At 54.3% G+C, this 24,102-nt stretch carries 20 protein-coding genes and 1 pseudogene; 9 read left to right on the top strand and 12 right to left on the bottom strand.

The features are described 5' to 3' along the window. Window positions 1–109: 109 nt before the first annotated feature. The 4 genes from DW089_RS01590 to DW089_RS01575 form a co-directional block, all read right to left on the bottom strand. On the bottom strand, window positions 110–1,075 hold the full coding sequence (locus tag DW089_RS01590; RefSeq protein WP_105325618.1) for a bile acid:sodium symporter family protein: 966 nt from the start codon (window positions 1,073–1,075) through the stop codon (window positions 110–112). Window positions 1,076–1,094: 19 nt separating this feature from the next. After that, window positions 1,095–1,478: an aspartate 1-decarboxylase gene (gene panD / locus DW089_RS01585; RefSeq protein ID WP_118286680.1), complete on the bottom strand. Its 384-nt coding sequence runs from the start codon at window positions 1,476–1,478 to the stop codon at window positions 1,095–1,097. Between the two features lie 3 nt (window positions 1,479–1,481). After that, the gene (panC, locus tag DW089_RS01580) at window positions 1,482–2,333 is read right to left on the bottom strand and encodes a pantoate--beta-alanine ligase (RefSeq protein ID WP_105325616.1); all 852 of its coding nucleotides are present in this window, start codon (window positions 2,331–2,333) and stop codon (window positions 1,482–1,484) included. Between the two features lie 278 nt (window positions 2,334–2,611). Next, the gene (locus DW089_RS01575; protein ID WP_105325615.1) at window positions 2,612–3,199 is read right to left on the bottom strand and encodes an HD family hydrolase; all 588 of its coding nucleotides are present in this window, start codon (window positions 3,197–3,199) and stop codon (window positions 2,612–2,614) included. A 210-nt stretch (window positions 3,200–3,409) separates the two neighbouring features. Here DW089_RS01575 and DW089_RS01570 point away from each other — a divergent pair, with 210 nt between their 5' ends. The 3 genes from DW089_RS01570 (at window position 3,410) to DW089_RS01560 (ending at window position 5,669) form a co-directional block, all read left to right on the top strand. Beyond that, window positions 3,410–3,670 carry a heavy-metal-associated domain-containing protein gene (locus tag DW089_RS01570; protein WP_105325614.1) on the top strand — a complete coding sequence of 87 codons (261 nt, stop codon included), beginning with the start codon at window positions 3,410–3,412 and terminating at the stop codon, window positions 3,668–3,670. A 38-nt stretch (window positions 3,671–3,708) separates the two neighbouring features. Then, window positions 3,709–4,374, top strand: coding sequence for a PolC-type DNA polymerase III (locus DW089_RS01565; RefSeq protein WP_105325613.1), 666 nt, complete (start codon window positions 3,709–3,711; stop codon window positions 4,372–4,374). A 107-nt stretch (window positions 4,375–4,481) separates the two neighbouring features. Beyond that, window positions 4,482–5,669 (top strand): MalY/PatB family protein, encoded by a 1,188-nt coding sequence (locus DW089_RS01560; RefSeq protein WP_105325612.1) that lies wholly within the window; start codon window positions 4,482–4,484, stop codon window positions 5,667–5,669. A 69-nt stretch (window positions 5,670–5,738) separates the two neighbouring features. On the opposite strand, the gene DW089_RS01555 is transcribed toward DW089_RS01560, so the two are convergent. After that, complete coding sequence (locus tag DW089_RS01555) at window positions 5,739–6,941, bottom strand: MFS transporter (RefSeq protein WP_105325611.1); 1,203 nt, start codon at window positions 6,939–6,941, stop codon at window positions 5,739–5,741. Window positions 6,942–7,122: 181 nt separating this feature from the next. Between DW089_RS01555 and DW089_RS01550 the strand changes: the two genes are divergently transcribed. Beyond that, entirely contained in the window at window positions 7,123–8,334 is a 1,212-nt protein-coding gene (locus DW089_RS01550) for a diaminopimelate decarboxylase (protein WP_105325610.1), read from the top strand. Window positions 8,335–8,401: 67 nt separating this feature from the next. On the opposite strand, the gene DW089_RS01545 is transcribed toward DW089_RS01550, so the two are convergent. From DW089_RS01545 to bioD, 3 genes are all read right to left on the bottom strand, one after another. Beyond that, window positions 8,402–9,307: a 4Fe-4S cluster-binding domain-containing protein gene (locus DW089_RS01545; protein WP_118286679.1), complete on the bottom strand. Its 906-nt coding sequence runs from the start codon at window positions 9,305–9,307 to the stop codon at window positions 8,402–8,404. Window positions 9,308–9,374: 67 nt separating this feature from the next. Further along, window positions 9,375–10,727: an adenosylmethionine--8-amino-7-oxononanoate transaminase gene (gene bioA, locus DW089_RS01540; protein WP_105325608.1), complete on the bottom strand. Its 1,353-nt coding sequence runs from the start codon at window positions 10,725–10,727 to the stop codon at window positions 9,375–9,377. Next, window positions 10,727–11,413, bottom strand: a complete 687-nt coding sequence (gene bioD / locus DW089_RS01535) for a dethiobiotin synthase (protein WP_118286678.1) — start codon at window positions 11,411–11,413, stop codon at window positions 10,727–10,729. The genes bioA and bioD overlap by 1 nt, the downstream gene beginning before the upstream one ends. A 245-nt stretch (window positions 11,414–11,658) precedes the next feature. Between bioD and DW089_RS01530 the strand changes: the two genes are divergently transcribed. Both DW089_RS01530 and DW089_RS01525 read left to right on the top strand, forming a co-directional pair. Then, complete coding sequence (locus tag DW089_RS01530) at window positions 11,659–12,159, top strand: nitroreductase family protein (protein ID WP_105325606.1); 501 nt, start codon at window positions 11,659–11,661, stop codon at window positions 12,157–12,159. Window positions 12,160–12,361: 202 nt separating this feature from the next. Next, window positions 12,362–12,862, top strand: coding sequence for a DUF805 domain-containing protein (locus DW089_RS01525; protein ID WP_105325605.1), 501 nt, complete (start codon window positions 12,362–12,364; stop codon window positions 12,860–12,862). Between the two features lie 103 nt (window positions 12,863–12,965). On the opposite strand, the gene DW089_RS01520 is transcribed toward DW089_RS01525, so the two are convergent. From DW089_RS01520 to DW089_RS01510, 3 genes are read right to left on the bottom strand one after another with little or no spacing between them, the layout of a single operon-like run. After that, window positions 12,966–14,810, bottom strand: coding sequence for an ABC transporter ATP-binding protein (locus DW089_RS01520; protein ID WP_118286677.1), 1,845 nt, complete (start codon window positions 14,808–14,810; stop codon window positions 12,966–12,968). Continuing rightward, window positions 14,785–16,530, bottom strand: coding sequence for an ABC transporter ATP-binding protein (locus DW089_RS01515; RefSeq protein WP_105325603.1), 1,746 nt, complete (start codon window positions 16,528–16,530; stop codon window positions 14,785–14,787). Before DW089_RS01515 ends, DW089_RS01520 begins: the two co-directional genes overlap by 26 nt. Beyond that, entirely contained in the window at window positions 16,527–17,024 is a 498-nt protein-coding gene (locus DW089_RS01510; protein WP_105325602.1) for a MarR family winged helix-turn-helix transcriptional regulator, read from the bottom strand. The genes DW089_RS01515 and DW089_RS01510 overlap by 4 nt, the downstream gene beginning before the upstream one ends. 365 nt (window positions 17,025–17,389) lie before the next feature. Here DW089_RS01510 and DW089_RS01505 point away from each other — a divergent pair, with 365 nt between their 5' ends. The 3 genes from DW089_RS01505 to DW089_RS01495 all read left to right on the top strand — a co-directional run bounded on the left by DW089_RS01505 (window position 17,390) and on the right by DW089_RS01495 (window position 22,317). Next, window positions 17,390–18,766, top strand: coding sequence for an MATE family efflux transporter (locus DW089_RS01505; protein ID WP_370450900.1), 1,377 nt, complete (start codon window positions 17,390–17,392; stop codon window positions 18,764–18,766). 154 nt (window positions 18,767–18,920) lie between these two features. Further along, window positions 18,921–20,681 (top strand): ABC transporter ATP-binding protein, encoded by a 1,761-nt coding sequence (locus tag DW089_RS01500; RefSeq protein ID WP_233547527.1) that lies wholly within the window; start codon window positions 18,921–18,923, stop codon window positions 20,679–20,681. After that, a complete protein-coding gene (locus DW089_RS01495) occupies window positions 20,671–22,317 on the top strand; it encodes an ABC transporter ATP-binding protein (protein WP_118286675.1) in 1,647 nt (548 codons plus the stop codon). Before DW089_RS01500 ends, DW089_RS01495 begins: the two co-directional genes overlap by 11 nt. Window positions 22,318–22,518: 201 nt before the next feature. Here DW089_RS01495 and DW089_RS01490 read toward each other — a convergent pair. After that, window positions 22,519–23,973, bottom strand: a pseudogene (locus DW089_RS01490) (amino acid permease). Window positions 23,974–24,102: the final 129 nt, after the last annotated feature.

Genomic DNA, 24,102 nt, shown 5'->3' with positions numbered 1-24,102 from the left:
CAAATTGTCACAAAATGAACAAAAGGAGACAAAAAAACAGGCAGCGGCACAAGGCCAGCTGCCTGGAAAAGGGGCTGGAGAAAAGCCTCCAAAGCCTTTTGGCAAAAACTTATTTATTGACTTCAGCGTCTGCTTCCTGGTAGGCCAGGTCTTCTTCTTCGTCCTTGCCAATACAGTAGGAAGCATACAGGGAACCGCTGACATTGTGCCACACCGAGAAGATGGCACCGGCAATACCGCCCACTGCGGTGAAATACATCAGGGCCAGGGTGGAGGCCAGACCAGAATTCTGCATGCCAACTTCAATGGTCATAGCCCGGCATTGGGCCGTATTCAGACCAAAGCGCTTGGCGAAGAAACCGCCCAGCAGCATCCCGCACAGGTTGTGGAGAATTACCACTGCCAGGATTACCAGGCCATTTTCTACAATGGCTTTGCCGGACAGGGATACCACGCAGCCCACGGTGAGAATAACCACCAGCGCGGACAGCATGGGCATAATCCGGATGACCTTCTGGACCTTGGCAGGGAACAGGGTATTCAGGGCTACCCCCAGAATTAAGGGCAGCAGCACCATCTGCACGATGGAAAGCATCATGGAGACAAAGCTGATCTGCACCCAGGTGCCGGCTATCAGCCACACCAAAAAGGGCGTTACCACAGGAGCCAGCAGGGTATTGACCATGGTCATGGATACGGACAGGGCCACATCTGCATGGGCAATGTAGCTGATTACGTTGGAAGCTGTACCGCCGGGGCAGCAGCCGACCAGTACCACGCCAATGGCAATGGCTGGGGGCAGCTGGAACAGGTGAATCAGGACATAGGCTACCAGGGGCATAATGGTAAATTGCAGCAGGGAGCCGATGGCCACGCTTTTGGGCCGGGACAGCACTGCCTTAAAGTCGCTGGGGGTCAGGCTCATGCCCATACCGAACATGATAATGCCCAGGAACAGGGGAATCCGGGGAGCCAAAGGCTTCAGCAAAGCCGGCTCTACAATGCCCAAGATCCCAATGAGGATAACGCCAGCGGACATATAACGGGTACAAAAATGAACGAGTTTATCCAGCATAGGGGTCCTCCTTCCGGGCTCAGCCGATTTCCCGTTCGGCTTCCTGGCCCCGGACCTTTACCGGGTGATTGTTTTCGTCCACCATCACCACTTTGGGCACAAAGCTCCGAGCTTCGGCTTCTTCCATTTGGGCATAGGCGATAATGATTACCGTATCACCTACCTGGGTCAGCCGGGCCGCAGCCCCATTCAGGCAGATGACGCCGGTGCCCCGGGCGCCGGGGATGGTGTAGGTTTCCAGACGGGCCCCATTGTTGTTGTTGACAATCTGCACCCGTTCTCCGGGGAGAATGCCGGCAGCGTCCAGGAGATTATGGTCAATGGTAATGCTGCCCATATAGTTCAGGTTGGCCTCCGTCACGGTAGCACGGTGGATTTTGCCATGGAACATTTGATGCAGCATGACTTAGGCCTCCAATACTACGTTATCAATCAGACGGGTGGTGCCAAATTTCACGGCAACAGCCAGCAGCACACGGCCGGAAATGGTTTCTTCCACTTCGGTCAGGCCGGGCATACCGTACATTTCCACATAGTCAATATTGCTCAGGGGTTCAGCGGAGATTTCGTCTTTTACCTGCTTTAGGAGAGCAGCGCTGCTGCGTTCTCCCTTGTCAAAGGCTTCTTTGGCGTGTTTCAGGCTCCGGGACAACACCAAAGCGGCCTTCCGTTCTTCCGGAGACAGGTACACGTTCCGGGAGCTCTTGGCCAGTCCGTCGGCTTCCCGGATAATGGGCATAATCCGCAGTTCTACCGGCATAAACAAATCTTCTACCATGCGCCGCAGCACTTCCGTCTGCTGGGCGTCTTTCAGGCCGAAGTAAGCCCGGTCTGCCTGGGACAGATGCATCAGTTTGGAAACCACCGTGGTAACGCCCCGGAAATGGATGGGACGGGTACGGCCGCACAGCACCTTGGTGACATTGCCGGTGACCTCTACCCAGGTCATATCCTTATGGGGGTACATTTCAGCGGGGGAGGGAGCAAACAGCACCGTGGCACCGGCTGCTTCTGCAACCTTGCTGTCCGCTTCCAGTTTCCGAGGATAGGCATCGTAGTCTTCGTTGGGCCCAAACTGGGTGGGATTTACGAAGTCACTGACGATAACCACCTGGTTTTCCTTGTGGGCCGCTGCAATCAGAGATGCATGGCCTTCGTGGAGGGCACCCATGGTGGGTACCAGGCCAATGGATTTCCCCTCTGCCTTACAGGTCTTGACGAATTCCTGAATTTCCTTTACCGTTCGAATCAGCTGCATTTCAAACATCCTTTCTGGTTGGGACGGCCTGGGGGCGAGCCTGCCGATCAGAGTCATTGTGGCTGCCGGTCCAGGCCTCAGTTTTATTTGTGCATTTCGGGAACGCTGCTTTAGAAATACACATTCACGGGTGCTATTGTACAACAAAAAAACAGGTTGTCAAGACAGTAGTTCGGGTTAACCATGCAGTTGTAGTTTACATAACTAAAATTAATACAAAAGGAGCCCTGGTATAGGGCTTCTACGATTGATTTTCAATTTTTTTCCGAACATTATAATCAAATTTTATCTTTTCCCTGGCGCTGGGCTTGAATCTTTGCGGTGGTCTGGGCATCGATGGCTTTTTTGAGCTGGGTCAGCTGGGGGGAAAACTTTACGTCTTCGGCCCCATAGGTGTATTGCAGGTCATATTCCTGGGGAAGCCAGGTATCCAGGTCCGACTCGTTGTGGCTGATTACCGCCTCCAGCCGGTCCAGGGCCTTATAAATTTTGGCTTCCTGCGTTTGTTTCTGCTCCATTTCTGCAAAGAGTTCCGTAAATAGGAGGCGCTGGGCCTGAGGCAGTTCCTGCACCCAGTTAGTCAGGGCAAAGGTTTCCTCGGTCCGGTCCTGCTCTGTCTTTACAAAGGTGGGAATATCTCCGGTAAAACTTTCTCCCAGGTCGTGGATCAGGCACATGGCTATGACTTTGTTCATATTGAGTGAGCTATACGGCGGGTCCTGGGCCAGCAAAAGAGCCATCAGCGCCATGCGCCAGCTGTGGTCCGCCACGCTTTCCTTGCGGCCAGGTGCTGTAAAGCAGTGGCGGGTGGTGGTTTTCAATTTGCCTGCCTGGGCAAGAATCTCCAATAATACTTCGGGTTTCATGAAAAAATAGCCTCCTAGGGAAAATATCTAGGTTAAGTATAAGCCAGCCTGGGCAAATGAACAAGCTCCGGCGGAAATTATTATTGAGTTATCTAAAACTAACTTTTTCGTTGACATTTCCCAGGAACCTACTATAATAAATACAGATACCCCGGGATGGTATAGGGTACCAAATAGTTTGGCCTTTGGGTCACACAAGGAGGATTTCCCATGGTAAAATGTATCGTAGGTGTGGAGGGTATGGCTTGCAGTATGTGCGAAAGCCATATCAACGACGCCATTCGCAATCACTTTAAGGTTAAAAGCGTTTCGTCTTCCCACACGAAGAAACAGACAGAAATCGTCTCAGAACAAGCACTGGACGAGGCAGCGGTCCGTAAGGTTATCGACGCTACCGGGTATCAGGTGACGGACATCAAGACCGTACCGTATGAACAAAAGAAGGGATTCCTGGCTCGTTTGTTCGGATAATCCCTGCCCGCTGCCCGTTGGTCAGAAAGAGGTGCAGTATGTACAAAGAACGCCGCAGGGCGCCTGCTGTCAGCACGGGCAAAAGCCAATTGGCCTTTCCTGACAATTATATTGTAGTGGACGTGGAAACTACCGGTCTTTACCCTGACCGGGACCGGCTTATTGAAATAGGGGCGGAGAAGGTGGTTCAGGGAGAAGTGGTGGATACCTTTTCTTCCCTGCTCCAGCCTAAGGCCCATTTTACAGGCCAGTTCGTTTCCCCCTTTATTACCCGGCTTACGGGGATTACCAACGCCATGCTCCAGGAGGCTCCGGCTGCCCAGGACGTGCTTGGGCAGTTCACCCAGTTTGTCGGAGACGGGCTGCTTCTCGGCTACAATGTGGGCTTTGACGCCCAATTCCTGGCAGCCCGGTCCCAGGCCCTTTTGGGAACGCCCATTTTAAATGACTACGTGGATATCCTGATTTATGCCCAGACCCTTCACCCGGAGGAGCAGGGGCACAGGCTGGCCGACATGGTCCGGCTCTATGGGCTCACCAACGAGAATGCCCACCGGGCCCTTAGCGACGTAGATGCCACCCGGCTGGTGTATGGCCGCCTGCGGGCGGAAGCCCTGGCCAAATTTGGCACGGAAGAAGCCTTTTTCAAGGAAGTCTGCCGGGCCGGGTATCATGCGGAAGAAGAACAATTGTCTTTGTGGTAAGAAATGGTCCGGCGATGCAAAATCATTTTGCATCAGCCGGACTTTTTATGTTAGAATACCTATATTATATTGAAATTCTAGGATTTACTGGGAAAAGAGGGCTTGTTATGGCAAACAAATATAATTTTGACCAGATCATTGACCGCAAAGGCACCAGCTGCCTGAAATACGACTTTGGCCTGCAGCGCAAGGGCCGCACGGACCTGCTGCCCATGTGGGTGGCAGATATGGACTTCGCCCTGCCTGAGGAAATTCTGGCAAACTTCCACCAACGGATTGACCATGGAATTTTTGGTTATACGGACCCGGACGCAGAATACTTTGCAGCCCTGAACCATTGGTTCTCCACCCAGCACGGCTACACCGTTGAACCCCAGTGGGTGACCCTGGGCTGCGGGGTGGTGTACGGCCTGGCTACGGCGGTGAAGGCCTTTTCCCAGCCCGGGGACGCCATCCTGATCCAGCAGCCGGTGTACTATCCCTTTAAAGAAGTCATTGAGGACAATGGCCGGGTGTTTGTGAACAACCAGCTTCATTATGAGAACGGCCGCTACACCATAGACTTTGCGGATTTTGAACAGAAAATTATTGACCACAACGTAAAGGTATTCCTGCTGTGCAATCCCCATAACCCGGTAGGCCGGGTGTGGTCTGCGGAAGAACTCCAGCGCCTGGGAGAAATCTGCCTGGCCCATCACGTGATTATCCTGGATGACGAAATCCATTGCGATTTTATTTATCCGGGTTTCCATTTCACCAGCTTTTTTACCCTGGACAAAAAATTCCACAAGAACCTGGTGGTCTTTACTTCTCCCAGCAAAACCTTCAACGTGGCCGGTTTCCAGCCTGCCAATATCATCATTCCCGATGAAACCCTGCGGCAGGCCTACAAAAAGGCCAACGCTGCTGCCGGCTACAGCCAGGGCAGCATCATGGGTCAGGTAGCCGTGAAAGCCTGCTATACCAAAGGCGCCCAGTGGGTGCGGGAACTGAACCAGTACATTTACCAGAACATGGTATTTGTCCGGAACTTTGTGCAAGAAAACTTCCCCAAGGCCACCTTTGTGGAGCCCGAAGGCACCTACTTGGTTTGGATTGATTTCTCTGGCTATGGCCTTACCGATGAGGAACTGGAACAGCTGGTGGTGGACGATGCCAAACTGTGGCTGGACTCCGGGAAAATCTTCGGACCTGCAACTGCCCAGTTTGAACGGTTCAACCTGGCTTGCCCCAAAGTGGTGGTGGAACAGGCTTTTACCCAGCTGAAAAACGCCTTTACGGCCAAAGGGCTGTAAAAGGGCCAGTAAATAAAAATGCTCCCTTCCGTCAGTTCCTGCACAATAGGACTGGGGAAGGGAGTTTTTTCAGGCTTTTTTCAGCGGCGTCTGCCACAGGGCCAGGACCCAGATGACGACGGCCAGAAGGCCGATAATGGAGTAGGTGTCCGTCAGGCCCCGTGTATCGGCGATTTTACCCAAAAGCGGTGCTACAATGCCGCCGATGCTGACCGCCAGGCCTAGGGTTACGCCGGAAGCCAGACCCATATGGTTGGGCAGGTAACGCTGGCCGGAGAGCACCAGGGAGCTGTAGCACAGGCTGATGCCCATGCCCATGGGTACCAGCAGCAGCCCTGCGGCGAGAACGCTGTGTACCCGGGGAAACAGCATCAGCCCCAGTGCCAGCAGGGTGCAGGAAAACACAATGGTTTTCTTTTCGCCCCACAGGTCCGCCAATTTGCCTCCCAGGAGGGAAGAGGCAGCAGTCACGGCGTAGTAGATGCTTAGCAGGGTGCTGCTGAAGGTGTCTGTCTGGCCCAGCACGTGGATGAAATACAGCACCAGGAAGGTGCTGACCCCGCTGTACACGATGGAGCGCAGGGTTACCAGCACGCTGAGTTTGGCAAAGCTCTTCACATCGTCCTGCTGGGGTGCCTGGTCCTGTCCCCGGGCTGCAGCCGTCCCGGTTCTGGCGTCTGCGGCTTCTTTGGGGAAGAACAGGTGCAGGGCCGTGCCGAAAAGGAGGGGACCCAGCAGGTAGAGCAGGGTTCCCTTCAGTCCCCACAGGGACATGGCCAGGGTGGTGAGAATGGGGCCCAGGGTAAAGCCCAAATTGCCCCCAAAGGAAAAGATGCCCATGCTGACGCCCTTTTTGCCGGTGCGGCTGGTGGCGTTTACCAGCTTGGCCGCCTGGGGATGGAACAGGGCTACCCCAATACCGCTGACCATTACCGCCAGGCACAGGCCGGCAAAATTGGTAACGTAACCGGTCAGGGCCATGCCGCCTGCTGCCAGGGAGACTCCCAGCAGCATAAAGCCTGGCCGGTTCTTCTTGTCAGACATATGGCCAAACACCGGCTGGATAATGGAGCCGGCCAGGTTGGAAACCATGACCAGGGTGGCTGCCGTGGTGTAGCTGTAATGGTGGGCGGCAATGAGAAAGGGCAGCAGGGCTGCCAGGGAGCCCTGGTTGATATCGGAACAAAGATGCCCCAGGGCCAGTACGTAGCGGGCCTTGGAGGTGGGGTTCTCAGCAGAGGAGGGCGGTGCTGCCGCCGTAAGTGTGGACATAATTTTAGCTTCCCTTCATGCAATTTTGATTATTTTATCTTATAATAGAGTATATAGCCCCTTAGGGGGAATCATCCTAGAAACGCAAGCCTAAAGCAGGCGGTATTTCTTTTATTGTAGCAGGCTGAAGGGAAAATCGCACCTGTTTCTTTAGGCTTATCGAGAAAGAGGGAAAATCCTTATGGAACCATTTTGGATTATGGAACAAAGAGAAAAACTGCGGGATATTGGCAAGAAGTATCCCAGCGTCTATGTGTACCACCGGGATACCATCTTGACCCAACTGGATAACCTGCAGCAGCATTTTCCCCGTTTTGGCTTTCTGTATTCCCTGAAGGCCAACCCCTTTCCGCCCCTGGTGAAGGCCATTGCCAGCCAAGGGGTGGGAGCAGACGCTGCCAGCGCCCGGGAAGTGGAACTGGCCGCAGCAGCGGGAATGCCGCCTTCCCAAATCTATTATTCCGCCCCGGGAAAAACCTGGGAGGATTTGGAACGGACCCTGGGCAAGGCCGTCATCATCGCAGACAGTCTGCACGAGCTGGAGCTTTTGGAAGCAGTGGCCGCAGAGCGCAGCACCACCTATGAAGTGGGGCTCCGCATCAACCCCAACTTTGCTTTTACCGGAGGCCCTGGGGTGGCCTCCAAGTTTGGGGTGGATCAGGACCAAGCTTTGGCATACCTGAAAAATCGGAAGCCCGGCCGGATTTCCGTTCAAGGCATCCACGTCCATCTTCGTAGCCAGGAACTGGATCCGAAGCTGTTGGCAGCCTACTATGGCCACGTACTGGAATTGGCCCAGGAGACCGCCAAAACGCTGGGTCGCCCCCTGGCTTTTGTGAATCTGGGGTCCGGCATTGGCATTCCCTATAACCTGTCGGAAAAGCCCCTGGACCTGGACGCCTTGGCCAAGGGGCTGGCACCCCAGGAAGAAGCCTTTGCCAAGGCTATGCCCCAGACCAAGGTGCTCATTGAAACCGGCCGTTACGCCGTAGGCCAGGCCGGGGTGTATCTGACCCGGGTGCTGGATCGGAAGGAATCCCACGGGAAAACCTTCCTGATTCTCAGCAATACCTTAAACGGCTTTATCCGGCCGTCCTTGGGCCAATTGGTCCAGAACTATTCCCCCAATCCGGAACCGGCAGCCTGCGAACCTCTCTACAGCGAGGCCGGCGCCTTCCAGTTCTTTACCCTGCGGGAGAAGCCGGGTGCCCTGGAAACGGTTACCCTGGTTGGGAACCTGTGCACGGCGGCCGATGTGGTGGCTGAGGATTTGGAACTGCCCCGGCTGGAAATTGGGGATGTGGTGGGCATCACCAACGCCGGTGCCTATGGCCGGGTTCTGTCCCCGGACCAATTTGCCAGCGTGGCTGACCTTCACGAAGTACTGTTATAAAGCAAAAAAGGAACCTTCTGTGCCAAACCTGAGGGCTTGGTGCAGAAGGTCCCTTTTATTTTGTCTTTTATTTGTGGCTGCGAATTCCCGTGCCGTCAAACAGGGGAATGAAGTTTTCATCGGCGGAGGCCGCTTCCTGGACGTACCCGTCTTCCAGGGGACTGTCCATCAGATAATTCTCCACGTCTGCGTATTCTTCATCCGTCAGGGTCCGGTTGATTTCCGGGAACTGGTCTGCCTGACCGCAGGGCACGTACTGTCGCATCAGGCTAAACAGCACCTGTCCCGGCCCAAAGGTGTCCGTAACCCAGTCAATAATCCGCTTGCTGTCTTCCGTCTGGCCTGGCAGGATCAGGTGGCGGATCACCACCCCTTGCTGTAAAATGCCGTCCTCATCCAGCTGATAGGGGCCTACCTGGCGGTACATTTCTTGAATGGCCTGGGTGGCAAATTGGAAATACTGCGGAGCGTTGCTGTAGCGGATGGCTGTTGCTTCCCGGTAATACTTCAGGTCCGGCAGGTAGATCTGGATCTTGCCTTCCAGCAGCCGCAGGGTTTCCACCTTTTCGTAGCCGCCGCAGTTAAAGACCACCGGCACTGGCAGTTTGGGCTCCAAAGATTCCAAAAGCAGCGGCACAAACTGGGTGGCTGTAATCAAATCAATGTTGTGGGCCCCTTGGTCAATGAGAGAACTGTAGATTTTCCGCAGGTCCTCCGGGGTAACCTCCCAGCCCTTGCCCTCCCGGCTGATTTCACTGTTCTGGCAGAACTCGCACTGGAGGGTGCAGCCGGAGAAAAATACTGCACCGCTGCCCCGGGTACCGCTGAGGCACGGCTCCTCCCACAGGTGGAGGGCGGCTCGGGCTGCCTTAGGCCGCAGGGCGCAGCGGCAGTAGCCCAGCTGTCCCGGTGCTCCTTCATATTCCGGACGGTTGACCCCGCAGTTGTGGGGACATAAATTGCAGATATACATAAAGACCCTTCTTCCGTTAGCGTGTAGGGCTATTATAGCACAACCCGGCACTTGGCGTCAGGTCCGGTTAGCTGACCGGCAGCTGGTCGTACAGGGCGTCCCGGAGAATGGCCACCGCCTTGTCCAGATCCTTTCGCTCAATGGTAAGGGGCGGGTTAAAGTACAGTACGTCCCCCATGTTTCGCAGCACCAGGCCCTTGTCCATGGCTTTGCGGAAAATTTGCCAGCCCAGCCGGCATTTGCTGGGGAAGGGCTCCTTGGTTTGTTTATTGAGAACCAGTTCCAGGGCGTTGATCAGGCCAATATGGCGGATTTCCCCTACGTTGGGGTGATTGCCCACCGCTTCCTGGAGTCTGGCGTGGAGGTAGGCCCCATTTTCCCGGACCCGCTCCAGCAGGTTGTCCCGTTCCAAAATGTCCAGTACCTTCAGGGCAATGGAGCAGGCCAGAGGATTGCCCGCATAGGTGTGGCTGTGGACAAAGGCCTTTTGGGTGCCGTAGTCATCATAGAAAGCGTTGTACACCTGGTCCGTGGTAATGGTAAGGGACATGGGCAGATACCCGGCAGTCAGACCTTTGGAGGTGCACAGCAGGTCCGGGCTGACCCCGGCATGCTCAATGGCAAAGAGCTTTCCCGTCCGGCCAAAACCGGCGGCGATTTCGTCGTCGATCAGCAGGACTCCGTAGGCATCGCACAATTTACGCAGCTTGATCAGGTAGGCCGGGGGATAGATCCGCATACCGGCTGCTCCCTGGAGAATGGGCTCCACCAGACAGGCCGCCGTTTCGTGCCCGTACTGGGCAAAGGCCCGCTCCGCTGCTTCGAAGCAGTCCGTGTGACAGGTTTGCCGGTTTTCCCCGTAAGGGCAGCGGAAGCAGTCCAGCCCTTCAAAATGTATATTATCCATGAGCATGGGGTGGAACAGGGCTGCATAGTGGTCCAGGGAACCTACGGAAAGGGCGCCGATGGTCTCTCCGTGGTAGGAGCAGGGCAGGCACATAAAGCGCTTTCGTTCCGGGTGTCCCGTCTGCACCTGGTATTGAAAGGCCATTTTCATGGCCGCTTCTACAGCAGAAGAACCGTTGTCGTGGAAGGTAAATTTGGTGAGCCCTTTGGGCAGCAGGGGCTGGAGCCGCTGGGCCAGTTCAATAGCCGGCTTATGGGTGAAATTGGTGAAAATCACGTGCTCCAGGGTGTCCACCTGCTCCTTGACCGCTGCGTTAAGTTCTGGATTGCAGTGGCCCAGCAGATTGCACCACCAGGAAGAAATAATGTCCAAATAAGCCTTGCCCTGGCTGTCGTACAGGTATACGCCCTTGGCATGGTCGATGACCACCGGCGGGAAAATCTCATTGTCCTTCATTTGCTGGGCAGGGTGCCAGATGAGCTCCTTGTCCAGTTGTTCCCAGGATTTTTCCATTAGTTCTTCACCTCCAAAGACGCAAAGCAGGCTGCCAGGGTTTTGGGGTCGCAGTCCAGCGATGCAGCTCCTGTAAAAATTTTGGCCAGCACCGGTACCCCGGTCATTGCGGGAATCATTTTGAGGTTATCATCTTCCAGGACACCACCCTGCCAATGGTTCAGCAGCACGCCCTTTACGGGAATCCCCAGCTTTTCACAGTAGGCAGCAGTGGTGACAATATGGTTCAGGGTGCCCAGGCCGGCCTTGGCCACAAGCAGGACCGGCAGCTCCAGCAGCCGGATAATATCCGTTAGGTCGATATGGGCCTTTGCATCCCGGCGGAGGGGGCAGGCGATGCCCCCGGAACCTTCCATTACCAGATAGGGATAGTGGGCCGCAGCCTTTTGAAAATCCCGGTGAATCACCGCAAGGTCCACCGGATTGCCCTCCAGCTGGGCCGCCAGGTGCGGGGATACCGCTGTTTTGTACAGATAGGAAAGCAACAGGTCTTCCGGTTCCCCAATTTGGGCAAAACGGTTGACGAAACCCGCATCCGACTCCGCCACCGAGTCCGCTCCGCTGATAGCCGCCTTGTAGTAGCCCGTGTCATAACCGCCCTGACGCAGGGTCTTGATCAGCAGCGCTGTAACATACGTTTTGCCGATATCCGTGTCTGTACCGGTAATGAAAAGTCCGTTTGACATCATATATTCCCCCTAAACAGATTGGTGCGGCTCTAGTTGAGCCGCGGTTAACTTTATTTATGATAACGTAAACCAAAATTACAATCAAGGTTAACGGTAAAAAGTTAACGATAAATTGTATATATTAGGTATTGATAACTGTGTACGTTCGTGTTACAATTGAGACAAAATATAGGAAGCACGGTTTGGAGTACCCCCCGGGGAGTCCGCGCTTCAGGCGTTTGCCAGTATTAGGAGGGAATTGTATGACTAGCAGTATTTTTACCCGTGTCAGCGTAAGACGGTATGAGGACCGTCCTGTAGAACAGGAAAAAACCGATTACTTATTGAAGGCCGCCATGCAGGCACCTTCCGCCGGGGACCAGCAGCCCTGGGAATTTTACGTAATCAAGAACCCCATTATTTTGGCCAAACTGGCCCGAATCAGCGAATATTCCGGCGCCGTAGGCCGTGCACCCATTGCCATTTTGAGCGTAATGCGCACCGAAGGACTGCCCTTCCAGCCGGTTGCTCCTGTGGATATGAGCATCTGCATGGAAAATATGTGGCTGGCTTGCAGTGAAGTAGGTTTGGGCGGCGTTTGGATTGGGGTAGCTCCCTTTGAAGACCGCATTGCCAAGGTAAAGGAAATCCTGAACCTTCCCGATACCCTGCAGCCCTTTGCCATTTTGGCCTATGGCTATCCGGACAAGGAACGGCAGCAGCGGGACCGTTGGGATCCCAAGAGAATCCACGTGGTGGAATAAACCGCGTAAAAAGAGACACTCTGCAAAAGCGCAGGGTGTCTTGCTTTTTGTGGGAGTTTTATCACCCAACCCTTTTGCTATACTAAGGTTAGCGGAAGGATTAGCCTAGCAAATGCCCTAGCAGTCTGCGTTGAGGCAAGCTGTCCTGCCCGTCAGCCGGTGTGCCCTGGTACCCGGCAAGCCAGCAGAGGAGGTTTTGCAAATGGGTGATTTTTTTATGGGTTTAATCAAGTTGGGGCTATTTTTTCAATTCGGACTGCCAATTCTGGTGGGAATCCTTGTTCTTATTGTTTCGGCCTTTGCCCCGGGGAGCATCCTGTCCTTTAGCGGCAGGTTAAGCCGGAAAAAATATTTTCTCTATGGTTTGGGGGATTTTGCCCTGCTGATGGTGGGTATGCTCCTGGCCTTTTGGGGAGAAGCGCAGAGCATGTCCGCCGTTATGGATGTGGGACTGATTCTTGCCGTGGTCAGTTTTATTTTTTTCTACTCCCTGGCTGCCAGACGGCTGCACGACTTTGGCCAATCTGCCTGGTGGTGTTTGGCCCTTTTTGTGATGTTTCGCCTGCTGCCCAGCGGGCCGGACATGAAAGATGCTTTGAACCTGATTATCTTTGCCGGTTTGGCACTGATTCCAGGAGACAAAGGGAACAACCGGTACGGCCCGGATCCCTTGGACCCCACCAACTACCCGGAGGTATGGTAGGGCAGGCTTTTGCCAAGCCGCTGCACAAATTACAGATAAAAAGAAAGGTCAGTTTCCCAAAACCGAAACAAGGGAAACTGACTTTTTTGCTGTACCAACGAAATTATGCCCCGGCAAACTGGCTGTTGTATAGGTCCGCATAGGCGCCGCCCTGCTGCAGCAGTTCCTGATGGGTGCCCTGTTCCACAATATTGCCGCCGGCCATAACCAGAATCAGGTCTGCGTCCACAATGGTGGACAGCCGGTGGGCAATGACAAAGCTAGTCCTGTCCTGCATCAGGGTCTTCATAGCCCGGTTGATTTCCATTTCCGTCTGGGTATCCACGCTGGAGGTGGCCTCGTCCAAAATCAAAAGGGGAGGGTTGCAGAGAATGACCCGGGCAATGGTCAGCAGCTGGCGCTGGCCTACGGAAATGGCTTCGCTGTCATTTTCCAGCCGGGTATCATAGCCCTGGGGCAGGGTTCGTACAAAGAAGTCCACCCGGGCTGCCTGTGCTGCCTTGCGGATTTCTTCTGGGGAAGCGTCCGGCCTGCCATAGGCAATGTTTTCACCAATGGTGCCTTCAAACAGCCAGGTATCCTGGAGTACCATGCCAAAATAGGAACGGAGCTGCTGCCGGGACAGGTCGGCAATATCCACATCGTCCAGGAGAATCTTCCCGCCCTGAACTTCGTAGAAGCGCATCAAGAGATTGATCAGGGTGGTCTTCCCGGCACCGGTTTCCCCTACAATGGCCACCTTTTGGCCGGGCTGTACGGTAAAGCTGACTCCTTTCATAATTTCCTTGTCCGGACTGTAGCCAAACCGTACCTGACGAAATTCCACTTTGCCCCGTATAGTAGGAAGCACCGGGGGCTGCGCCGGCTCCGGGCTCAGTTCCGGCTCGTCCAGCAGTTGGTAGACTCGCTCCGCAGAGGCCAGGGCAGACTGCATGGAGGTAATTACGTAGGAAGCATCTGTCAGCGGCTCCGCAGCCTGGTTCATATACTGGAGAAAGGCCTGGAAGGCCCCCACACTGAGGCGTCCCTGAATCAGCAGACTGCTGGCCCAAAGGGCGATGCCCACTTGTCCAAGCCGATTTACCAGACGGATGGCTGGATTCACTACATTAATGAGAAAATCTACCTTTTCAGAAGACCGGGCCAAGGCTTCGTTGGCAGTATGAATATGCTGGGAACTGTCCGCTTCCCGGCTGAAGGCTTTGAGAATTACCCGGCCGCTGTAGTATTCCTCTATCAGGCTGGTGACCCTGCCCATAGCTTGCTGCCGGGCGGAGGCTTGGTTCAGGGTGGCCTGGGAAAACAGTTTGGTAACTCCCAGCGCCAGCAGGGTAAAGAGCCCGAACAGCAGGGTCAGCCGGGGCTGGAAATGGAACATCATAACCAGTGCCCCCAGCACCATGCCGACCGAAGTAAACAGCTCTAGCACCCCATTTTGCAGGGCTTCGGACATTTTGTCCAGGTCGTTGGTAAAGCGGCTGAGGCTGTCTCCCGTGGGCTGATGGTCAAAATACGACAGGGGCAGCCGGTTTAATTTCTGGCTTAGTTCTGTCCGCAAGTGCAGGGACAGGGTCTCCGCAAAGGAGAGCATGGCATAGCTTTGCAGACTATAGAACAGCCAGGCTCCCAGATATAGCAGAAACAAAATTCCGATTTCCCGGCCGCCCTGCTGCCAGGTTACGTGAAATGCCTGTCCCAGGGTTTGGCTTATCTGAATGTCGTTCCACAGATGGTCAATGACCCCGGCACTGTACCAGGGTGCTGCAATCATCAAAATGGTGTAGAAGGTTACGGACAGCAGCACCAGAATAAGCCTTTGGTGGAAGGCCCGGGCTGTTTGCCACAGTCGTTTCAGGGTTTTCCAGGCAGCCTGGGGCTTTTCAAAGGACAGTTCATAGGCCAGGGAAGTGTCCTGTTGGTGTTCAGTTTGCCGGTTGTCCTGTGCCATGGCAGCTGCCTCCTTTCGTTTGGGATTCCACAATCTGTTGGTATGCTGGGCAGCCTTTCAGCAATTCCTGATGGGTGCCCACCCCCACGGTCCGGCCGTCTTCCAGCACAATAATCTGGTCCGCTGTTTCAATGGTGCTGACCCGTTGGGCAATAATCAGAACCGAACTCCCTGCCAGGGTGTTTTTAAGGGCCCGCCGCAGGGCCGCATCCGTTTTGAAATCCAAGGCAGAAAAGCTGTCATCAAAAATGTACAAATCTGCTTTTTTGAGCAGCGCCCGAGCAATGGCCAGCCGCTGCCGCTGCCCACCAGAAAAATTGGTTCCCCCTTGGGATACCTGGGTTTCCAGTCCTTCCGGCAGGTCCTTCACAAAGTCCGCCTGGGCAATGGAAAGGGCCTTTTTCAGGTCCTCCTGGGAAGCTTCTTTCCAGCCCACCCGCAGGTTTTCGGCCAGGGTGCCGGAAAACAGCCAAGCCTTTTGGGGTACATAGGAAATATGTTTGCGCAGCTGTTCCTGGGTCAGCTGGCGAATATCCATTCCCTCCAGGGTAATGGCTCCTTCCGTTACATCGTGAAAGCGGAGCAGGAGCTTGGCCAGGGTGGATTTTCCGCTGCCGGTGCTGCCAATAATGGCGGTGGTTTTTCCCCGGCACAGGGCAAAGTCCAGGTTTTGCAGAGCAGCCTCCGCCGCGTTGGCAAAACGGAAAGTAACGTTATGCAGCCGGAACACTTCGGGTGCAGCCGCAGGCAGTGCTTTTGCCTTCCCATCAGTAATTTCCGGCTGCTTTGCCAAAACAGCACCAATCCGGTTTAGGCATACTTTGGCCCGGGGCAGGAGAATCACCACCATTTGGGCCAAAATCACGTAGAACAAAATCAGAATGGCGTATTCCGTGAGAGCAGTCAGGTCCCCAATCTCCAGCTGCCTTGCGCCAATCTGGTCCGCTCCCAGCCACAAAATGGTACAGATGCATAGGTTCATGACAAAGATGGCCAGGCTTTCCAGGCCGAAAAACAGTCCATTGGCATGAATGGCTGATTCTGCATAGTCTGCAAAGGACCGGTGCAGCCGTTTTTCTTCGTAGGCTTCCTTGTTGAAGGCACGGATAACCCGCACCCCGGTGAGATTTTCCCGAATCAGCACATTGATTTTATCCAGCAGGGTTTGCAGCTTTTCAAAAATGACTGCCGCTTTCCGGGTAATCAGCACGGCCCCGCCCAAAATTACCGTGGTGACCCCAATCATCAGCTTTCCCATTTCCGGGTTCAGGGAGTAGGCCAGCCCCATCCCCATGAGGCACAGGGCAGGTACTGGCAAAATCATCTGAATGGACCAGGTAAAAGCCTGTTGGACCACGCTGACATCTGTCAGGGTACGGGTAATCAGGGAACCGGTGCCAAACTGGTCAAAATCGGTCTCCGAAAAGGCAAGGACGTGGTCGTACAGAGCATTGCGCAGGTCCCGTCCCAGCCTGGCCGACAGCCGGGCGCAGAGAAAACTGCCCACCAGCGTTCCTAGGGCAGAGAGCAGTACCGCTCCCAGCATACAGACACCTTTATGGACCACTTCCGGCCAATTGCCTGTTTCCAGGCCAATGTTGATCATTTCCGCTGCCAGGGTGGGAATATACAGGGTGCCTGCCACATCTATCAAAGTCACCAGTACGGTGAAAAAGCAGAGACATTTGTAGGGCTTGAGAAAATGCAGCAGAACCCTCATGGCGTAGTCCTCCCTTTCCCCTTTTGGCCTGTCTGCGAGGTTTCCTCCAGTTTCTCCACATGGGTCTGGAATGCCAGCTTCAGCCGGTCACTGAGGAAAGCTAGGGCATCAATAAAGGAAGTAGAGTATTTTTCTACCGTTTCCGTAAAAGCCTGGGCTTCCGCCTGATAAATCGGCGCCAGTACCTTTCGGGTGTAGGCTTGTCCCAGGGGGGTCAGTTCAATATGGCATTCCCGCCGTTTGCCGGGAATGGGGGACAGCGTCAGATAACCTTCTGACTCTGCCTGCTTAATGGTGGTGTTCAGCGTACTTTTGGGAAAACCCCATTCTGCACAAATTTCCTTTTGGGAATGGGCCTGGCCGTTATCCAGGGCATACAGCAGCCACAGCAGGGATTCCTTGATGCCAATTTTGGCGGTATCGTTGTAATAGAGCTCGTCAATATTATTTATGGCGATAATCAGCCGGCGCATAGCTTTACGGTCTTGTTCCACTTTGGAAGCCTCCTTATAATCCGAAATCGTATTTTAAACCTGTATTAGATTATAGTACGAAATCGGATTATAATCAACCCGCATTTTTACCTGCTGGGGAGGATGCCGGCAATAGCTGCTGTGATTTTTGCCTTTTGCAGGGTATTTTTTGCCGTTAGCTTGGTCTTTCTTACTCTGAAAAGAATGAGTATTGACTTTTGCACTGCAAAACTGTTTGAATGAAAATAACGAATATTGCGGGTGCTGGCAGCCTGGCAGGCCGCAGAAATCTAATGCTCCTGCCAAGGCGCTGCGGTGTTTTACCGCAAACGGCAGGAGTTATGAAGGACGGGATGGTTATGGAAAAGCAGGAGCAGAAGCTTACCCTGGGAAACAGGAAGGGAGAACAGGAAAGCCTTTTAGGCACCGGACCCATCCATCGTCTCTTTTTCTCCCTGGCCGTACCCGCTATTTTGGCCCAAATGATCAATATCCTCTACAATCTGGTGGACAAGATGTTTATCGGCCATATCCCCGTGGAAGGACCGCTGGCCCTGGCTGGGGTGGGGATTACCACCCCGGTGATTCTGGCCATATCCGCCCTGGCAGCCTTGGTCAGTATGGGCGGTGCCCCCAAAGCCTCCATTATGATGGGACGGCAGAATTACCCGGCTGCAGAGGAAATCCTGGGGACCTGTACCTGGATGATTTTGGTGCTGTCCCTGCTGCTCACGGTGTTCATGCGTTTGTGCGGCCGTCCGGTGCTGCTGCTTTTTGGGGCCAGCTCCGGTACCATTGGCTATGCCTTGGACTATATGAATATTTACTGTCTGGGGACGGTGCTGATTCAGCTGACCCTGGGGCTCAATGCCTTTATCACCGCAGAAGGCTTTACAAAAATCAGTATGCTGAATGTGGCTGTGGGAGCCGTCTGCAACGTGGTTTTGGACTATGTCATGATTAATTTGCTGCACTGGGGCGTAGAGGGGGCAGCTCTGGCTACCATACTGTCCCAGGGAGTTTCTGCCCTTTGCGTGGTAGGCTTTCTTCTGTCTCGGCACAGCACCCTAAAGCTGCGGTTAAAGAATATTGTTTTTCGCCGGGATTTGCTGCTGCCCTGCATCCTCCTGGGGACCAGTCCTGCCCTGATGCAGCTGACGGAAAATATGGTAGCCATTTCCTTTAATACTTCCCTCCAGCGTTTTGGTGGGGATATGGCCGTCAGTTCCATGAGCATCATGAATTCCATTATGCAGTTTGTCATGCTGCTGCTGCCCGGACTGGTTCAGGGAGCACAGCCCATTCTCAGTTATAATCTGGGCGCGGAGAAAATTGACAGGGTTCGGGACTGTTTTCGCGACCTGTTGGTATCCTGTGTTGCCGGCTCCTGCCTCATCTGGGCGCTGTGCATGCTGCGGCCGGACTGGGTGGCAGCCATCTTTACGGACAATGCCCAGCTGATCCAGTACTCTTCAGGGGCTATCCGTATCTACCTGTCCATGCTGTTCCTGTATGGGGTCCAGGTGGCCTGCCAATATAGCTTTGTGGCCTTGGACCAGGCCCCTACTGCCATTTTCCTAACCATTTGGCGGAAAATCATTCTGCTGATTCCCTTGATTTTCATTCTGCCCCATCTGGTGGCAGAACCTGTTACAGGGGTGTTCTTGGCGGAACCCATTGCGGATACTGTAGCGGTTTGCACCACCGGTCCCATGTTTTACCGCTATTTCAGCAGGCTGAAACGGAAATACGGAGTGAAATAAGAGAATAACTGTCTGGAGCTGTGAGAAGCGCTTTTGCTTTTCACAGCTTTTTTCACGAAAAATTTATAAATGCTGGAACCTCTTTTGGCAGGGAAAGGAGTATACTACTCTGTATTAGAGCGATAACAAACAGTTGGCAGGGGAGCTGAGCAGCGTGAAAAACCATAAGGAACGCCGGGTGGAAGAGCCGGCCAAAATCCTCTCCTATTTTAAGGCAGAGGCACCCATTTTGGTCATTGTGACCATTACCGGGATTCTTTATAACGTGGGTATGGGGGCGGGACCCTATTTTGAAGGTCAAATGGCCCAGTGCCTGTACGACATTCTCCAGCACCGGGCTGTCCCCCTGGACATGGTGAAACTGGCACTCAGCTATGTGGCAGTCCTGGCGCTGGTCCAGGTCATGCGGGCAGGGAAGCGCTACAGCGTCCGGATTTTTTCCGCCCAGATTGGTTGGCTCATGCGCCACACCCTGTACCACAGCCTGGTGCATATGGACAGCAAGGAGCTGCGCCGGGAGAATTTGGGGAATCTGATGACCAAGGCCGTGTCCGATGTGGACGCCTGTTCCGAGGGCATGCGGAAATTTACCACTGAAGTTTTTGATACCGGAGTGGTGATGGTGGTGTATCTGGCCCTGCTGCTGGGTTACGACTGGCGGCTGACGCTTCTGGCCTGCCTGGTGATTCCCGTTGCTTACGCCATGGCCAATTGGCTGAAGAAAATTGTCAGCGAAACCAACAGTGCCTACAAGGCCTGCGAAGCCCAGCTGAACCAACTGACCATGGACCGGGTGAGCCATGCCCTGACCTACCGGATTACTGGCCGGGAAAAGAATCGGGATACGGGTTACGAGGCCCAGTTGGCGGCCTATGAACGGGCCAGCGCCCGGGCCAATATTTTTGAAGGCAGTATGATGCCCATCTACGATGCCATTGCCATGTGCGGGATGCTGATCATCTTCTATTTCGGTTCCCGAAACGTGTTGGGAACGGGCTGGGTCCAGTGGGACATTGCCGGCTTTACCACCTATGTGGCCTGCTTTACTAAACTGGCGGTAAAAACCAGCCATGCGGCCAAGCTGTTTAACGCCGTGCAGAAAGCCCAGGTTTCCTGGGTACGGTTAAAGCCGCTGCTCCAGCTTCAGGTAACAGAGCGGGAAAGCAGCAAGCTGGAAAAAGCCCGGCCGGTAACCCTGGTACTGGACCAGGTCAGCTGCCAGTACGATGAGTCTTCTCCCGTACTGCGCCAGATTTGTCTTACTGCCCAGCCCGGGGATATTGTGGGTATTACCGGCAGGGTGGCCTGCGGCAAGAGTATGCTGGGGAAAATCTTTATTGGGGAGGTGCCCTGGGTGGGGACTATTACCTTAAACGGCACGGATTTTCGCGCCCTGTCCCCGGAGAAACGGAAGGCCCTGATTTCCTATATGGGCCACGAACCGGAGCTGATGACCGCTTCCATTGCGGAAAACATCACGTTGGGCGACCCAATCGACGTTTGGTCCTATCTGCGGGCCGTGTGCCTGGACCAGGAAGTGGCCGCCCTGCCGGATAAGGAAAATTCCCTGGCCGGCAGCAGCGGCACCCAGCTTTCTGGCGGCCAGCAGGCAAGAATCGCCCTGGCCCGGACCCTGGCCCATGCCAGGCCCCTGCTGGTGCTGGACGACCCCTTTTCTGCCGTGGACCCCAAGGGGGAAAGCCGCATTTTGAACAATCTTCGGACCCTGTGCCCGGAGGCAGTTATCCTGCTGATTTCCCATCGGCTGCTCCATTTTCCGGAGTTTGACCACGTACTGTTTCTTCATGATGGCACCGGCACCTTCGGCACCCATCAGGAGCTGCTGGATTCCCAGCCGGAGTATGCGGAGCTGTACCAGAAACAGGCAGAGGGGGTGGATTTAGATGCAAAATAAGCAAAGCACCTACGCTCCCGTGATTGCTTCCGTAAAAACTTCCTTAAAGACCCATCCTGGGGCCGTACTGTTGCTGGTAGCCCTGATAGTGGCTTCCGTAGTAACCAGCCTGCTGCCGCCCCTGGTGCTGAAACGGGTAATCAACGAACTGACGGCGGGGAAGGGGATTTCTTTCCGCCTGTCCGCCGGCTATTTGCTGCTGGTAATTGTTTCCGACCTGTTTGAAACGGCTCAGAACAGCGCCATTACCATCTTCGGCCAGAAAATTACCCACGGCATCCGTTCCGTGCTGTGCGCCAAGCTGGACCGGCTGCCCGCCGACTACTTTACCAAACACCCTGCCGGTCAGATTACCAGTGTTTTCGTCAACGATGCCGACACCATTGATACCCTGTATTCCGATGGCATTGTGGGGATGCTGGCCGACAGCTTTAAGCTCATCGGCATCCTGGGCATCATCTTTACCGAATGTCCGGGCCTGGCAATCCTGCTGGTGATTCTTACGCCCTTCCTGTTCCTTCTGACCAGGCATTTTCAGCGGGCAACCCTGGTGGCCCAGCGGGACAACCGGCAGGCCATCGGCCGGGTCAGCAACCACGTACCGGAAACCATCCGGAACATCCGCATGATCCACGTGCTGGGGAAGGAAAAGTACATGGAATCCCGCTACGACGCTTACATCAGCGACAGCTATAACGCCGTAAACCGTTCCAATTTCTACGATGGAATTTATTCTTCCATTATCCAAATCGTCCAGGCTGCCGTGGTGGCGGTCATGATGGTTGCCGCCGTGTCCGGGCTGGAGCTGCAGGGACTGTTTGGCCTCAGCGTAGGGTCTGCGGTAGCCGTGATTTCCTACGTGGGCAAGCTCTTTGCGCCGATTGAGAACATCGGCATGGAGCTCCAGAATATCCAGACCGCCATTGCAGGTATACGGCATATCAGCGACTTTTTAAACGTGCCCGACCGGGTGGTGCCGGAGGCGGAAAAACCAGAGGAGAACGCCCCTGCCGTGGTGTTTGACCAGGTGACCTTTGGCTACGACCCCAGTTTGCCCATTTTAAAACAGCTGTCCTTTACCATTGCTCCTGGGGAACACGTATTCATCCTGGGCCGCAGCGGCGCCGGGAAAAGCACCATTTTTAAGCTGCTGCTGGGTCTGTACCAACCCCAGGGCGGCGCCATCCGGCTTTTTGGGGAAAATCCCCAGGCTATTCCGGATGCGGCCAAACGCCGAGTGTACGGCTGTGTGGAGCAGGATTTCCAGGCTATACAGGGAAACCTGAGAGACCAGATTGCCCTGTTTGACCCAGCCATTACAGATGAGGAAATCTGGGCTGCCCTGCGCCTTTCCCGGCTGGAAGCGGTGGTTCGGGCCCTGCCGGAGCAGCTGGATACACCTATGTCCAGCGGTCTTTTCTCCCGAGGTCAGCTCCAGCTGCTGTCCATTGCCCGGGCTGTGGTTACGTCTCCCAGGCTCTTGCTGCTGGACGAAATCACCGCCAACTTGGACAGCGAAACCGAGCAGAATATCCTGGAAGCCCTGGAAGCTGCCGCTGAAGGCAGAACCGTTCTGTCCATTTCCCACCGGCTGTCTGCCGTTATGAACGACAAACGGAAAATCCATTTGAATTGACGCTTTGCGAAAAAACTCCCTCAGTCCTGACGGGCTGGGGGAGTCGTTTCTTCTCACATACTTGCCGCCAGTTGGCTGAACTGCCTTACTCTTCTGGCCCAGGCCCGGCCCGTTGGTTGGAAAGCCATAAAAAATACCGCCCACTGCGATTGGACGCGCAATGGACGGTATTTTTTTAGGAACGAGAACTCATGGGAAGGCTTATTTGCCCTGTTCCCGTTCTTTTTTAGCCAGTTCAGGCAAAATCAGGCCGATGCCCAGCAGCACCACAGGGGTGATGATGTTCATGGCAAACTGGAAGTACCAGCCGCTGGTACCGCTTTGGACGCCGCGGGGGAACATCCCCATGATGCAGGCGTAAGCGGTGAAGAAGAAGCACCAGCCGCCGAATACCATACCTACGCCTTTGCTCTTTACAAATTGGTAGGTAGCGGCAAATTTGTCGGAGTGTTTCTTCAGCATGATGTAGGCAACAAATACCCACAGATACCGCAGGGGCATGCACACAGCGTTCAGACGGATCAGCCAGTTTTACAGGGTGGTCATATCGCCGATGCCCAGAGCCGGAACAATCAGCAGAATGCTGACCAGTACGGCAGTCAGTTTGTAGCCGGTTACAGGCACGCCGTTGGCATTGATTTTGGTGAAAGATTTGGGAACGAACTGCGGATCTACGTCGCCCAGCAGAATCTTGATGGGCGCATCGATGGAGATGGCCAGGGTGGCGGACTGGCCCAGCACGTTGCAGATAGCATAGATAACCAGGAAGGTTCTGCCCACACCATAGTATTCACCCAGCTTCAGGAAGCTGTAGTAAGCACCGTTCATCATCAGGTCCTTGGGAATGTTGTTGGGGTCGAACATCAGGCCCATGGCAAAGGTTCCCAGGAGTGCAGTGATAGCTACCATGGCAGCCATGAAAATCATGGCCTTGGGGAATTCAGAAGAAGGTTTTTCCAGGTTGTTTACATAAGGAGACAACTTTTCGCAGCCGCCTACGGCAAAGACCAGAATGGCCAGGGTGGTCATGTAGTCAAAGTCGAAGGTGGGCATCAGGGTATTCCAATCCAGGCTGTAGGTAAAGGTCTTGGCGGTGGTCAGATGCGGTGCGGCCAGGGCAAGGACGATATACAGCAGGGACATGACGAACATGGAGGAACCGGCCAAAGCGCCGATGCGCTTTAAGGCTCCAATGCCCCGAGATGCATACCACAGGAAGAAGAAGAAAATAACAAGAGCGGTCAGCTGCAGAGGCAGGGGCGCAATCATTTTGGTGAGCGTGCCGTTGCCTAAGGTTGCCCAGCCGCAGGCGATGATGATGTTCTGAGGTTTCTGTGCCAGATAAGGCATGTGTACGATCCAGTAGGTCCAGCCTGCGAAGTAGGCCAGCTTGGTCGTGGTGGTGGAACGGATCCAGGAAGAAACGCCGCCTTTGCTTTCCTTGAAGGTAGACCCCATTTCGCCTACCATCAAAGCGTAGGGAACAAAGTACAGGGTGAACATCAGGATCCACGATACCACAGCCTTTAAGCCCTGGTTTGCGTAGCCGTTCACCACGTTGCCGAAGCCCCATACGGCTGTGAAGGTCATCAGCGCTAGGGATTTCCAAGATAGGTACTTGTTCGATGTGTTGCTGGATTCATTTTTGTTGTCCAATTGAATTGCCTCCTTTGTAAAATATAATACGGTTGATAATATCTTATCATATTTTTCAATCTTCTTGAATACTTTGCCGAACTATTTTATAATATATTTGTTCAGTTTGTACAACATTTCGGAATAGTT

This window comes from Acidaminococcus sp. AM05-11 (assembly GCF_003472805.1).
GTDB classification, from domain to species: Bacteria; Bacillota; Negativicutes; order Acidaminococcales; family Acidaminococcaceae; genus Acidaminococcus; species Acidaminococcus hominis.
This window is presented reverse-complemented; position numbering and strand designations above follow the sequence as displayed.